This is a genomic window from Micromonospora krabiensis, from assembly GCF_900091425.1.
GTDB lineage: Bacteria > Actinomycetota > Actinomycetes > Mycobacteriales > Micromonosporaceae > Micromonospora > Micromonospora krabiensis.
The window spans coordinates 5,241,580-5,256,697 of the sequence record NZ_LT598496.1; the positions used below are offsets into that span (position 1 = coordinate 5,241,580).

4 protein-coding genes are annotated in these 15,118 nt (G+C 71.2%); 3 read left to right on the forward strand and 1 reads right to left on the reverse strand.

Annotated elements, in window-relative coordinates; genetic code table 11:
* Positions 1-67 precede the first annotated feature (67 nt).
* Positions 68-556, reverse strand: a complete 489-nt coding sequence (locus GA0070620_RS24040) for an MSMEG_6728 family protein (protein WP_091594458.1) — start codon at positions 554-556, stop codon at positions 68-70.
* Positions 557-650: 94 nt separating this feature from the next.
* Here GA0070620_RS24040 and GA0070620_RS24045 point away from each other — a divergent pair, with 94 nt between their 5' ends.
* The 3 genes from GA0070620_RS24045 to GA0070620_RS24055 all read left to right on the forward strand — a co-directional run bounded on the left by GA0070620_RS24045 (position 651) and on the right by GA0070620_RS24055 (position 15,013).
* The gene (locus tag GA0070620_RS24045) at positions 651-2,669 is read left to right on the forward strand and encodes an NAD-binding protein (RefSeq protein ID WP_091594460.1); all 2,019 of its coding nucleotides are present in this window, start codon (positions 651-653) and stop codon (positions 2,667-2,669) included.
* 51 nt (positions 2,670-2,720) lie between these two features.
* Positions 2,721-3,296, forward strand: coding sequence for a BMP family ABC transporter substrate-binding protein (locus GA0070620_RS24050; protein ID WP_157741703.1), 576 nt, complete (start codon positions 2,721-2,723; stop codon positions 3,294-3,296).
* Between the two features lie 110 nt (positions 3,297-3,406).
* Entirely contained in the window at positions 3,407-15,013 is an 11,607-nt protein-coding gene (locus GA0070620_RS24055; RefSeq protein ID WP_091594464.1) for a LamG-like jellyroll fold domain-containing protein, read from the forward strand.
* The last annotated feature ends 105 nt before the right edge of the window (positions 15,014-15,118 follow it).

Below are 15,118 nucleotides of genomic sequence, written 5' to 3' on the forward strand. Positions count from 1 at the left end.
CCCGCCCCCCGGCGAGCCTCCAGTCTGCCCGCTCGCGGCCGTCGGCGCGGGAAGCCGCGCGCGTGGGTCACGGGGGCGGCGTCAGGCAGCGGCGTTCCCGGTCGGAGGCGGGCCAGACGTACTCCAGGTCGTCCGGCACGTCGCCGAAGATCGGCCGGTAGTGCGCCGGGTCCTTGCGGACCAGCGACGACCGGTGACTGCGGTGCAGGTCCTCCCGGCCCAGCCAGGGCGGCAGCTCACCGGCGGCGGCCAGCTCGTCCTGGGTGCGGACGGTCTCGACCCCGCAGGCGGTGGCGAGGTCGAGGGCCATGGTGGTGGCACAGGTGTCGGCCCGGCCCGGCTCCACCCACACCGCGCACATGTCCAGCCCGTACCGGGTCAGCGCCTCCTCGTACCCGGCCCACATCTTCACCGCGGGGTGGTTGCGCCACCCGTACGTCGGCCACGTCAACCCGCGCAGCACCTGGATCGTCTCCACCCGTTGCTTGCCCAGCCGCTTCTGGTCCAGCGTCCGGGCGCTGGCCAGGAAGTCCGGGTACGGGAGGAACGTCTGCATGCCGCTGCTCTACCCGCCAGCACCGTCGACATGCCTGGTCGGGCAGGAATCGGACGGGGTCGCCCAGCGTGGTCGTGCTGACTACGATCCGGGCATGGGGGAGCCGTGGCGGGATCGCGCGCGACGGGCGGTCGAGTGGAACTGGCGGCTCCGGTCCGCCGGTGACCCCCGCCCGCACTACGTCGTCTGCGGCCGGGACGCGCTGGCCTACTACGTGGCCAAGACGCTGTTGGAGACGGAGCTGCCGGCCGGTGGTGCCCGGGTCACGGTGGTCGTGCCGGAGCGGCACCGGGCCAACGGGCCGGACGCGGCCACGCTGCGCGGCGTGCGGGTGATCCGCTCCGACCGGCTCGACGAGGCGACGTTCCGCGCGGCCGGCCTGGTCGGGGCGGCGGGGCTGGCCCTGCTGCACCAGGACGACGTCGGCAACCTGCACGCCGCGCTCTGCGCCCAGGCGGTCGACCAGCAGGTCCGTCAGGTGCTCCGGATGTTCAACGGCACCCTGGCCGACGGTGTGCGTACGCTGCTCAAGGCCCGGGTCGAGGTGCTCTCCGACGCCGAGATGGCCGCGCCGGCGTTCGTCGCGGCGGCGCTCGGTGAGGTCGACCCGAGCCACTTCCAGCACCGGGACCGCACGCTGCGGGTCGCCCGTCGGGCCGACGTACGCGAGCAGGACGTGGTCTGCGGCCTGGCCGACCTGACCGATCCGCACCGGGTGGTGCTGCTGCCGGCCGACCAGGCGGCGGCCGACCTGGTGCTCGCCGAGGCGACGGGGCAGCCCCCGGGCACCGAGGTCGCGGCGCGCCGGCTGGTGCGGGCGCGGCGCCGACGCCGGCCGGTCACGGTGGTGATGCGGGCGGTCCGGGGCTTCGCCACCCGCAAGATCGGCATCGCGGTGATGCTGGTGCTTGGGCTGATCGCCGTGCTGGGGGCGTTGATCTCCCAGGCGGAGGGGGTCTCGCCGGCCGAGGCGCTCTACCTCACCCTGGTCACCACGCTCAGCGGCGCCGACCCGGACACGACCAAACCCCCGGACGCCCAGGTCATGCAGGTGGTGCTCAACCTCGCCGGCCTGGCCCTGATCCCGCTGATCACCGCCGTCGTCGTCGACGGCATCGTCAACGCCCGGCTGGCCCTGCACACCGGCCGGCTGCAGCCGGCCCGCTCCGGGCACGTGGTGGTGGTCGGCCTCGGCAACGTGGGGACGCGGGTCATGGCCCAGCTCCGCGAGTACGACGTCGAGGTCGTCGCGATCGACAAGGACCCGGAGCCCCGCGGTGGCGCCCTGGCCCGGCAGTTGGAGGTGCCGCTGATCACCGGCGACGCCGCGCTGCCGGAGACGCTGGAGTCCGCCTCGGTCGCCGACTGCCAGGCCCTGGTGGTGGTGTCCACGGACGACGTGGCCAACCTGGAGTCGGCCCTGGCCGCCCGCGACCTCCGCCGGGACCTGCGGGTGGTGCTCCGGCTCTTCGACGGCGACTTCGCGGGGCGGGTCGAGGAGGCGTTCGGCCTCGGCGTGTCCCGCTCGGTCTCCTACCTGGCCGCGCCCGCCTTCATCGGTGCGCTGACCGAGCGCGCGGTCATCGCGACGATCCCGGTCGGCCGGCACGCGCTCCCGGTCGCCGAGGTGCCGGTGGCCGTCGGGTCCGAGTTGGACGGCCGTCCGCTGAGCGCGGTGTCCCGGGCCGGTCAGGTGCGGGTCATCGCGCGTACGCCCGCCGGTGGGGCGCGGACGATCTGGTGGCGGGACCTGGACCCCCGGCAGGTCATCTTCGCGGGCGACCGGCTGACGGTGGTGGCCCGCCGGGCCGGGCTGGACTGGTTGACCCGGCAGTGCGCCCCGCCCGCGACACCCACCCCGGGCGGCGTGCCGGCGGCCCGGGCGGGCGCCCTCCCCCGGGACACGATGCCGGTGGCCGCCGCGCCGCCGCAGACCACGCCGCCGGTCTCCGGTGCGGTGGCCGGCGTCGGACCGGCATCGGCCGGCGCCCCGCCCAACGGGGCACCGATCCCGGGCCCGGTCACGCCGCCGCCGAGCCCCCTCGCCGAGAGCCAGGTCGACGGTCCCGCTGACGACGACCCGACGGCGGAGCCCGCCCGGCACTCGGGCTGACCGGCCGGTCCGGGCCTGCCGAGGACGCGTACGGCCGAGTAGGGTGCGGCCGTGCTTGGTGGTGGGGTGGGCCGGCGGGCCCGGGACGCGCGACGGACCCGGCGGGGCGACGCGGTGGTTCGCTGGCTGCGGACCCGACCGCTGTGGTGGCCGGTGGCCGCCGCGGCCCTCGTGGCGGCGGTCGTGGTGGGCTGGGCGCTGTGGCCCGAGGACGAGCCTGAACCGCGTCAGCGGGAGTACCGGGCGGAGACGGCCTGCCTGCTCACCGGCGCGCAGGGCGTCACCGCGCCCGAGGCGCGCCCGGTCTGGGCCGGCATGCAGGAGGCGTCCCTCGCCACCCGGGTGAAGGTGCAGTTCCTCGAAGTGGACGGTCCGCAGACGGCGGAGAACGCGGAGACCTTCCTCGCCAGTCTCGTGCAGGGCCGCTGCGACGTGATGCTGCTGGTCGGCGAGGCGCCGGTGGACGCGGTGGCCGCCACGGCGGCGCGGTTCCCGGCCGCGCGGTTCGTCGCCTTCGGCGCCGCGTCGCCGGGCCCCAACGTGTCCGTGGTGGACGCCACCGACCCGGCGGCGGTGCAGCGGGAGGCCCGGGATCGGGTGAGCGCACTGGCCTCCGCAAAGGACTGACGGCTCCAAGGTTTCTCACAGGATTGGCCGTTCGGCCATCTTGTGTCGGAGATCGATGGACCCCCACACTCCGCGATGACAATTTCACTTCACGGGGGAGGGGACCGGCCATGCGCCGATCCGTCAGTGGCGCGCGCCGTTCGGCGTTCGTGGTCGCGGTGGTCTTCGCGCTGACCATCGCCGTGCCGCCCGAGGCCGTACGGCCCGGTGGCGAGTTCCCCCTCACCTGGCTCACCTGGCTCGCGCAGCGCCCGGCCTGGTCGGCGTCGGCGGCTTTCCTGGGTCTGCCCGTGCAGCAGAAGGGGCGGCCGGTCACGACCGACCCGCACGTGCCGGCGTCGGCGACCGACGCCGGTCGCGGGGCGGGCCGCGCGCCCGAGCCGGCGCCCGGCACCCTGGAGGCGTACCAGCCGCACCAGGTCCCGGTCACGCCGGAGGTGACGGACGCGGCGGAGCTCGGCTTCGACGCCCGCACCAGCCGCCGGGACGCCAAGAAGTCGAGCGCCCGCTCGGACGTCTTCGCGAACGCCGACGGTTCGTTCACGAAGCGCACGTACAACCGCCCGGTCAACTACCGGGCCGCGGACGGCAGCTGGCAGAAGATCGACTCGAACCTCACCCGCCGTTCGGACGGCCGGCTGCACGTCACCGCGAACCGGCTCGGCGTCTCGGTGGCCGGTGGGGCGTCGGCCGGTCGTGCCGCGAGCGCGTCCGCGTCGGACGCCGCCGGCACGGACTCCGACCTCGCGCAGTTGACCCTGCCCGGCGGGGAGAGCGTCGGCTACCGACTCCAGGGCGGCGTCGTCGGCACGCCCGAGGTCACCGGCCCGACCGCCCGCTACCGGGACGTCCTGCCGCACACCGACCTGGAGCTGACCACCTTCGACGCCGGTGTCAAGGAGACCCTGGTGCTGCGCTCGCCGGAGGCGGCGTCGAGCTGGGTCTTCCCGCTGCGGCTCAGCGGCCTGACCCCTCGGCTCACCGCGAGCGGGTCGGTCGAGCTGCTGAACGCCGACGGCAAGGCGGTGGCCTGGTTCCCGCACGGCTCGATGCAGGACTCGTTGGTCGACCCGCGCTCCGGTGCGCCGGCCGAGTCCGACGCCGTCACGTTCGAGATCATCACCGTGGACGGCGCGCCCGCGCTGAAGGTCGTCGCCGACCAGGCCTGGCTCCGTGACCCGGCCCGGCGGTATCCGGTGCGGGTCGACCCGACCGCCACCACCGGCACCACCGGCGACGTGTACGTGGACAGCGACACCGAGACGACCAACCACAACGGCGACAACCTGCCCGTCGGCACGTACGACGGCGGTGGGGTGAAGGCGCGGTCGTTCATCCACTTCGACGAGTTCGCCAGCGACGGGCTCGCCGGCAAGCGGTTCAGCGCGGCGAAGCTGTTCCTCTACCACACCTGGTCGTACGACTGCACCTCGCACAAGGCGTTCAACGTGCACCGGGTGACGCAGGCGTGGACGGTGGACAACCTGTCCACCGCCAACCACCCCGGCCCGTCGATCTCCTCGTCGATCGGCTCGCTCACCATCGGCGACAACTACCCGGCCTGCACCAACACCGGCGCCAACCGCAGCACCGGCCGGTGGGTCAGCGTCGGGCTGAACGTCGACACGTTCAACGACTGGTCGACCGGCGGCATGAACGAGGGCCTCGCGCTGACCGCCTCGGAGACCGACTCGACGGCCTGGAAGCGGTTCACCGCGGCCAACTACTCCGCCGGCTCCTACAAGCCGTACCTGGAGCTGACCTACACCAACAACGTCGCGCCGCAGGTCAACGTCCGCTACCCGGCCAACAACGCGGTGGTGCCGACCCTGACGCCGGAGCTGCACTCGCGGGCGGTCGACCCGGACAACTGGCCGAACAAGGGCTTCACCTACAACTACGTGATCGCCGACGCCGGAACGGGCGCGATCGTCGCCAACTCGGGTTGGGTCGCCACCGCGAGCTGGACCGTCCCGGCCGGCAAGTTGACCTGGAACAAGAGCTACCTCTACACCGTCCAGGTCAACGACAAGGCCGGCCCGAGCGCGGTCTACCCGGCGTACGCGTTCACCACCTCGGTGCCGCAGCCGCTGTTGACCGGGAGCCTCGCGCAGAACGCCGGCAAGGGGTACGACGCCGGGATCGGCAACTACACGACCTCGGCCACCGACGCCAGCGTCGCCACGGTCGGCCCGTCGCTGTCGATCACGCGCAGCTACAACAGCCTCGACACCCGCCGCGCCAATGCCTTCGGCGCCGGCTGGTCCAGCATGCTCGACACCAAGGCCACCCAGGTCCGGGACGCCGCGGGCCAGGTGCAGTCGGTGCTGGTCACCTACCCGACCGGCCAGGACGTGGCGCTGGGTCGCAACGCCGACGGCAGCTTCACCTCGGCCTCCGGCCGGTTCTCCGTCCTGCGGGAGAACAAGGACGTGAGCGGCGCGGTCATCGGCTACACGCTGACCGACAAGGACGCGTCGGTCTACGTCTTCGGCCAGCCGGCCGGCACCGGCATTTTCAAGATCACGAGCATCACGGACGCCAACGGGCGCGCGATGACCTTCGCCTACGACGCCACGGCGAACGCGACGAAGGTGACCTCGGCCTCGGGTCGCTCCCTGTACGTCACCTGGTCCACGCCGGCCGGGTCGGCGCACCCCCACCCGGCGACCGTCTACACCGACCCGGCGACGCCCGGTGACTGGAACACGTCGACCACCTGGCAGTACGGCTACGGCGCCAACGACCAGTTGGCGAAGGTCTGCCCGCCGACCAACTGGGCGGCCTGCACCACCTACCAGTACGACACCACCTCCCAGTACGCCAACGCGACGCTGAACGCCGGGCCGTACTCGTACTGGCGGTTCGCGGAGGGGGCCGGCGCCACGACGGCGGCGAGCGCCGTGCTGGGCAACGCGGGCGTCGACAACGCGCGCTACACCAACGTCACCCTCGGGCAGTCGGCGGCGCTGCCCGGCTCGACCGCGACCACCGCCGGCTTCAACGGCACCAGCTCGCACGTCCAACTGCCGGGCAACCTGATCAGCGACGGCCAGTACCAGTCGGTCAGCCTCTGGTTCAGGACCACCACGCCCAACGGTGTGCTGTTCAGCTACCAGGCCGACCCGATCAGCAAGGGCACGACACCGGGCAACTACACGCCGTCGCTCTACATCGGCAGCGACGGCAAACTGCGGGGCGGGTTCTGGAAGGGCGCGCCCACGCCCATGACCACGGACGTGGCGGTCACCGACGGGGCGTGGCACCACGTGGTGCTGGCCGGTGCCGGCGACACCCAGAAGCTCTACCTCGACGGGGTCGAGAAGGGCAGCCTGGACGGGACCATCGCACAGATCGCCGGCGGTTCGGCGAACGTGCTGGTCGGTGCGGGCTTCGTCGGCGGTGCCTGGCCGAACCACGTCAACTCGGGCGCCTCGCCGGCGAAGGCCACCTACTTCACCGGCTCCATCGCCGAGGTGGCGTTCTTCAACCAGGCGCTCACCGGCACCACCGTGGCGGCGTTGAACAGCGCGGGCCGCGGCGCCCACCCGGTGCTCACCAAGGTGGTCCGTCCCTCCGGTGGCGTCACCGCCCAGGTCGGCTACGACAAGGCCACCGGCCGGGTGTCCACCGTCACCGACGAGAACGGTGGCGTCTGGACCATGGGTACGCCGACCGTCTCGGGCAGCAGCGACGTCTACGCCGCCTCGGTCCTCGGCGCGAAGCCCGCCGACTACTGGCGGCTCGGTGACGTGGCCGCCACCGACGCGGCCAACGAGGTGCAGGGCGGCACCGCCACCTACAGCTCCGCGACCCTGGGCATCGCCGGCCCGTTCAGCGACAGCCGGGCCGCGTCCTTCAACGGGACGAGTTCGTACCTCCAGCTCCCGCCCGAGGACATGCCGACCACGGGGCCGAACACGGTCGAGCTGTGGTTCAAGATGCCGTCCGGTAACACCGCCGGCGGTGTCCTCTACGGCTACCAGGCCAGCCCCATCTCGGACCCGAGCGTGGCCGGCAACTGGACCCCGGCGCTGTACGTCGGCACCGACGGCAAGCTGCGCGGTGGCTTCTGGACGGGCAGCTCCACCCGGCTGATCACCAGCGCCGGCGCGGTCAACGACAACAAGTGGCACCACGTCGTGCTGTCGGCCGCGACCGATACCCAGTCGCTCTACCTGGACGGCAACCCGGTCGGCAAGCTCGACAACCTGCTGGTCGCGACGGACGCGGTGAACGCGTACGTCGGCGCGGGCAAGTGGGCCGGCTCCTGGCCGATGCACGGCACCCGGGACGTCGGCTACTTCCCCGGCTCGATCGCCGAGGTCGCCTTCTACCGTTCGCAGCTCTCCGCCGACCAGGTCACCGCCCACTACAAGGCGTCGACGCAGACCGCGCCGGTCGCCGTCACCATGGTCAACGGCGTGGCCACCGCCATCCCGATGCCGGTCTCCACCGTCTCGGTGACCGGGCCGACGGGTGAGAAGGTCTCCTACAGCTACGACCTGGTCAACGGCAACCGGATGGTCGCCCAGACCGACGGGCTCGGCAACACCACCAAGTTCGGCTACGACGTCGGCGGCTACGGCAACCTCACGTACGACCCGCGGGGCGTGTGGACCCAGGAGCTCCAGGACGCCCGGGGCAACACGAAGCAGGTCATCACCTGCCAGGACCAGTCGGCCAACAAGTGCTCGTCGGTGTACTACACCTACTACGCCAACTCGGCGGAGCCGCTGAACTGGGCCAGCGCGGCGTTGCCGATGATGTTCGAGGACTTCAACGGCGACGGCGCTCCCGACATCGTCTACCGTGAGGCCGACAACACGATCCAGATGGTGTCGGGCAACGGCACCGGCGGCTGGCTCACCAGCCTGCCGACCCAGATCGGCACCAGCCTGGCCTCGGCCAACCTGGCGGTCGCCGCCAAGGACTTCACCGGCGACGGCAACCCGGACCTGATCTGGCGCAGCGCCTCCGACAGCAACCTCTACGTCCTGGCCGGCAACGGCCGGGGCGGCTGGGTGAGCGGCACGTCGACGAAGATCGGCCCGAGCGTCGGCGCCGCGGACCTGATGACCTTCTCGAAGGACTTCAGCGGCGACGGCAAGCCGGACGTCATCTTCCGCAGCTCCGTGGACAAGAACCTCTACCTGCTGAAGGGCAACGGCACGGGCGGCTGGCTGAGCACCACCGCGACCCTGATCGGGCCGAACGTCAGCGCCGCGAACCTGCTCGTCTCACCCGGCGACTTCGACGGCGACGGCAAGAACGACGTCGTCTACCGCAGCGGCGCCGACAACAACCTGTACCTGTTGAAGGGCAACGGGACGGGCGGCTGGCTGAGCACCACCGCGACCCGGATCGGCACCGGGTGGGGCAGCGCCAAGGCCCTGCTCTCCGCCGGCGACTTCGACGGTGACAAGAAGGCCGACCTCGTCTACCTCAAGTCGACCGACAACGACATGTACCTCGTGTCGGGCAACGGGACCGGCGGGTGGATGACGGGCACCTCCGTCAAGATCGGCGGCACGCCGGACCCGCGCAACGACGTCATCCTGACGATGCGGGACGGCCGGTCCTCCTCGGCGACCGACAACCGCTACCTCACCAGTTACGGCTACGACGGCAAGGGCAACCAGACCAGCATCACCGACCCGCTGGGCCGGGTCACCCGCACCGTCTACACCGACGGCACCACCGTGGCGGCGAAGGACGGCGGGTTCGCCCCCGCCGGCCTGCCGGCGAGCGTCACCACCGCGGGCGGTCAGACCCAGACGATCACCTACTACGCCAGCGGCGACGTTGCCGAGGTGGTCGAGCCGGGCGGCAAGGTCACCCGCTTCACGTATGACGGGCTCGGGCGGGTGCTCACCGAGACCGAGGTCACCGGCAGCTTCCCGCAGGGCCTGACCACCAGCCACGCGTACGACAAGCTGGGCCGCGAGGTCACGGAGACCGAGCCCGGGGTGACCAACCGGGTCACCGGTGCGGTGCACACCGCCCGCACCACCACGGTCTACGACGACGACGGCAACATCACCGAGGTCACGGTCAGCGACCTGACCGGCGGCGACGCGCCCCGCACGGAACGGCACGCGTACAACGCGTACGGGCAGGAGACGTCGAGCACCAACGCCGCGGGCCAGACGACGACCCTGGAGTACGACAGGTACGGGCGGGTGGCCAAGGAGACCGACGCCGACGGCGGGGTCACCACCAGCACGTACGACGTCGAGGGCAACCTGCTCACCACGACGGTGAAGGACTGGACCGGCGACCCGAACAACCCGTCGGCGCCCCGCGACCTGGTGACCACCACCCGGGCGTACGACCCGGCGGGTCGGCTGGCCAGCGAGACCGACGCGATGGGCTGGACCACCAGCTACACCTACACGGACAACGGCCTGGAGGCGAAGGTCACCCGGACCGACGGCACCCGGACGTTCGTGGTGGAGGAGAACGTCTACGACGCGGCCGGCAACGTGGTCAGCGAGGTGACCAACAACGGCCACTCGGTCACCACCAGCGAATACGACGCGGCGGGCCGGACGACCGCCTCGGTGGTCGACCCGACCGGCCTGAAGCGGCGGACGGCGCTCACCTACGACGTGGACGACAACGTCGTCTCGACCGTCTCCTCCGGGGCCGACGGCACCGTCACCAGCATCTCCGAGGCGCTCTACGACAGCGCCGGCCGGGCCGTCGCCGAGATCGACTACCCGTCGGCGGCGCCGACCCCGGTGGGGCGGTGGAAGCTCGACGAGACCACCGGCACCAAGGCGGCCGACGCGGTCGGCAACACCGTGGCCACCACGGTCGGCACCGTCGGCTGGTCCACCGACCGGGGCGGCTCGGCTGTCTTCGACGGCACGTCCGCCTACCTGAAGGCGGGTCCGGTCGTGGACACCAAGCGGGCGTTCACGCTGTCCAGCTGGGTGAAGCTCGCCGCCGAGGGCGGCACCGACGACCAGGTCGTCCTCGCCGCGCCGGGCTCGATCGGGAACTCCGCGCTGAAGCTGCACTACGCGCCTGCCCAGGATCGCTGGTTCTTCTCCATGGCGGCCCGCAAGGCGGACGGGACCGTGGGCTGGCTTGGTGGTGGCGCGGCGAACGGCTCCGCGGTCGCCGGGACGTGGCAGCACCTGGCCGTCGTCGCGGATCCGGTCGCCCGGACGCTCAAGCTCTACGTCGACGGCGCCCTCCAGTCCACGACCACGACCACCGAGGCCTTCAACAACACGGCCACCGGTCTCACCATCGGCGGCGCCGACGGCTTCGGCTGGTTCGGCGGCGGCATCGACGACGTGCAGGTCTACCAGCGGGCCCTGACCGACGCGCAGGTCGCGCAGGTCAAGGCGGGCACTCTGCCGGCGGCGGACGCGCAGGTCATCCGTACCTCGCAGGTGCTGGACACCGACGGCCTGCCGACCTCGGTCACCGACCCCAACGGCAACACGACCTTCTACGGGTACGACGAGGAGGGCCGGGCGGCGAAGACCACAGCCCCGGCGGCTACGGTCGAGCAGCCCGGTCAGCTGCCCGCGCAGGCCAACGCGGTCACCTGGGTCGGCTACAACACGTTCGACGAGCCGACCGACACCCGGGACGCCAACGGCAACTGGTCCGTCGTGGAGTACGACGCGGTGGGCCGGGTGGTGTCGGAGAAGGCGCCGGCGTACACCCCGCCGGGCGCGGCGGAGCCGATCGTGCCGGAGACCCGCCAGACCTACGACGAGACCGGGCAGCTGTCGGCCGTCACGGACCCGCTCGGGAAGGTCACCCGCTACGAGTACGACCAGCTCGGCCGGGTGTCGAAGGAGATCGCCCCGAACGACGGGGCGACCACCTACACCTACGACGAAGCGGGCAACGTGCTGTCGTCGACGGATCCGATCGGCGCCGTCACCACCGCCACGTACGACTTCCTGGGCCGCACGCTGACCTCGACGGAGGTGGTGCGGCAGGAGGGGAAGAACCACACCACCCGCTACACGTACAACGAGCAGGGTTGGCCGTCGCTGGTCACCTCGGCGGCCGGCGTCACCAGCTCGACGACGTACAACACGGTCGGCGACCCGGTCACGGTGACCGACGGCGCCAACAACGTGTCCCGGTACGAGTACGACGGCGAGGGTCGGACCACCAAGACGATCCGCCCGGACGGGTCGTACGCCACGGTCACCTACGACCTGGCGGACCGGCCCACCCGCACGGCGGAGTACGGCCCGACCGGGACGCTGCTGTCCGAGCAGTCGGCCCGCTACGACCGGGCGGGCAACCTGGTGGCGAGCACCGACGCCCGCGGCACCACGGTGACCTACGAGTACGACGCGACCGGCGTGGTCACGAAGGAGACGCAGCCGATCTCCGCGTCGGACTCCATCGTCACCACGTTCGGCTACGACCTGGAGGGCAACCGCACCCGGTTCACCGACGGCCGGGGCAACGCCTTCCACACCACGTACAACTCGTGGGGGTTGCCGGAGTCGATGATCGAGCCGGCGACGGCGGCGCACCCCGACCCGGCGGACCGCACGTTCACGCTGGAGTACGACCGCGCGGGCCGGCCGGTGAAGCAGACCATGCCGGGCGGGGTGACCGTCACCAACGCGTACGACGACCTGGGCCAGCTGGTCCGCCAGTCGGGCGCGGGCGCGGAGGCGGCCACCGCCGACCGGTCCTTCGGGTACGACGTGGCCGGCCGGATGACGTCGTTCTCCGGCGCCAGCGGCACGAACACCATCGACTACGACGACCGGGGTCTGCCGCGGTCGGTGACCGGCTCGTCCGGGAACTCGACGTTCGGCTACGACCCGGACGGCCGGCTGGCCTCCCGGCAGGACGCGGCCGGCACCACCTCGTACACGTACGACGGTGCGGGTCGGCTCTCGACGCTGGCCAACCCGTCGGCCGGCGTGCAGATGGCCTACACCTACAACACGCTCTCCCAGGTCACCAAGATCACCTACGGGTCGAACGGCAACACCCGCAACTTCGCCTTCGACCCGCTGCGCCGGCTCAAGGACGACGAGTTGAAGTCGGCCGCCGGGGCGTCGCTCGCGAAGATCACCTACGGCTGGGACGCGAACAACAACATCACGTCGAAGACGACGAGCGGTTTCGCCGGCTCGGCGAGCAACAGCTACACGTACGACCTCGCGGACCGGTTGACGTCGTGGAACAACGGCGCCACCACCACCGTGTACGCGTACGACAAGTCCGGCAACCGGGTGCAGAACGGCAACAAGCTGTTCACGTACGACCAGCGGAACCGGCTGCTCACCGCGGACGGGGCCGGCTACACGTACACGGCCCGGGGCACGCTGGCCGAGGCCGGCGGCAACATCACCCGCACCGACGCGTTCGGGCAGGTGCTGTCGCAGCAGTCGGCGGGCGGCACCCAGACCTACGAGTACGACGCGCTGGGGCGGGCGATCCGGCCCGGCCACGCGTACGCCGGTCTGGGCAACGACCTGGCCGCCGACGCGGGCGCGACCTACGTGCGGGGCGCGTCCGGTGAGGTGGTCGGCACCACCGCCGGCGGCACCCAGCGGATGGTCTGGACGGACCTGCACTCCGACGTGGTCGGGCAGTTCGCGGCGACCGGGACGGCGCTGTCCGGGTCGGTGACCTACGACCCACTGGGCAAGGTGCTCAGCACGAGCGGGCTGATCGGCCAGCTCGGCTACCAGTCGGAGTGGACCGACGCGGTGACCAGCCGGGTCAACATGCACGCCCGCTGGTACAACACGGACACCGGCCAGTTCGACACCCGGGACGCGGCGAACAACAGCCCGCTGCCCGACTCGATCAACGCCAACCGCTACCAGTACGGCGACGCGAACCCGCTGATCGTCACCGACCCGACCGGCAACTTCGGTTGGGGCAGCCTGAAGAAGTCCTTCTCCCGCGCGGTCAGCTCGGTCACCTCGACCGTCCGCTCGTACGCCTCGTCGGCCTACTCCTACGCCTACTCGTACGCCTCGTCGTACGCGTCCAAGGCGTACTCGGCCTACAGCTCGGTCAAGTCCACGGTGAAGAAGACCGTGAAGAAGGCCAAGGCGGCGGTCAAGAAGAAGGTCAACCAGGTCAAACGGAAGTACAACCAGGTCAAGCAGAAGGTCAAGAAGAAGTACAACCAGGTCAAACGCGCGGTCAAGAAGAAGATCGAGCAGGGCCGCAAGTACGTCGCCAAGAAGGTCGCGGCGGTCAAGAAACGCGCCAAGCAGGCAGCCGCCAAGATCAAGCAAGCCGGCAAGAAGGTCGCCGCCAAGGCGCAGCGGGTGGTCAAGAAGGCCGCCAGTGCCGTACGCGACGCGGCCAGCGCGACCACCAAGTGGGTCAAGGAGCACAAGGACGTCCTGCTGGAGGTCGCCGCGATCGGCGGCGCGATCCTCGCCGGCGTGGCCTGCACGGCGGTGACCGCCGGCGCCGGCGCCATCGCCTGCATGGCGGGCGCCGGAGCACTCATCAACCTGGCGAAGGACGCCGCGCAGGGCGACATCCACAGCATCGGTGACGCCCTCGGCTCACTGGGCACCGGCGCGGTCTCCGGCCTGATCGGCGGCGCGGGTGGCGCCATCGCCGCCCGGGTCGGCGCCGCCGTGGCGAAGAAGGTCGGCACCGGCCTCGTCGGTCGGCTGGCGACCGAGGCGGCGGAGAACGGCGTCGAGGACGCGGTCAGCCAACTCGCCAGCACCGGCACCTACAACCCGCGGGCCGCCGCGGAGAACATGGTGCCGGGCCTGAGCGCGCTCAACCGTCGCGGTGGCGGTGGCGGTGGCGCACGCTCCGGCGGGGCCAGCTCCAGCGGCTCCGGCGGCGGCTTCAACCCGCTCGGCCTCGCCGTCGGCGGCGGTGGCCCGGGCTGCTCGACGGGCGGGAGCCGGCACAGCTTCGACCCGAAGACCCAGGTCCTGATGGCCGACGGCAGCACCCGGCCGATCGAGGACGTCAACGTCGGCGACAAGGTGCTGGCGACCGACCCGGTCGCCGGCACGTCGGAGCCGAAGCAGGTCACCCAGCTGCACCGCAACAACGACAAGGACCTCACCGACCTGACCGTCCGCGACCAGGACGGCAAGGTCACGAAGGTCGAGACGACCTGGCACCACCCGTTCTGGAACGCCTCGGAGCGGAAGTGGAGCGACGCCAAGGATCTGGAGCCGGGCACCAAGCTGCTGGTCCGGGGCAAGGGCGCGGTCACCGTCGTCGCAGTGCTCAACAAGCTGGGCGCCGAGGAGATGCGGGACCTCACGGTCGCCGACATCCACACGTATTATGTGCTCGCCGGCAACGAGCCGGTGCTCGTCCATAACAACAACAGGAACAGAAACAACGCGGATTGTGGACCTTCGGTCTACCGGCAGCTGAACTATGAGGACCGTACGGCATTCGATAACGGCGACGACCTGCAGCCTCGTGGTACCAGCGGGTCCATAACCGACCATATTTTGAACCGGCCGACCAAGCACATCTCTGCGTCGGTGACCGAGGGAGCGACCGAACGGTTCGCCTCAGGGCAAGGGATGGTCGCAATCGATGTCAATAAGGCGATTGCTGGCGGAGCGAAATTCATTGATCACAATAATGTCATGCAAGCCGCCAGGAGGAGCGGCGATTCACGCGTAGTTCGTGATGCGCGGCGGGCTGAGGAAGTTCTATTCGTCGGGCCGATTCCGCGTGACGCGATAACTCTCATCCGGGACAGATAGGGGCAGGGGTGCCAGCGCTAAGCGAGCACGTGAATGTCTATACGACGGCGATCGCAGTCCTGGAACATAAAGGATTCTCGGTTTGGTATGACCGGAAACAGGATG

What these genes read in the sequence shown, in the direction of transcription:
- GA0070620_RS24040 (WP_091594458.1), bottom strand. Translation starts at nt 556, where the DNA reads ATGCAGACGTTCCTCCCGTACCCGGACTTCCTGGCCAGCGCCCGGACG.
- GA0070620_RS24045 (WP_091594460.1), top strand. Translation starts at nt 651, where the DNA reads ATGGGGGAGCCGTGGCGGGATCGCGCGCGACGGGCGGTCGAGTGGAAC.
- GA0070620_RS24055 (WP_091594464.1), top strand. Translation starts at nt 3,407, where the DNA reads ATGCGCCGATCCGTCAGTGGCGCGCGCCGTTCGGCGTTCGTGGTCGCG.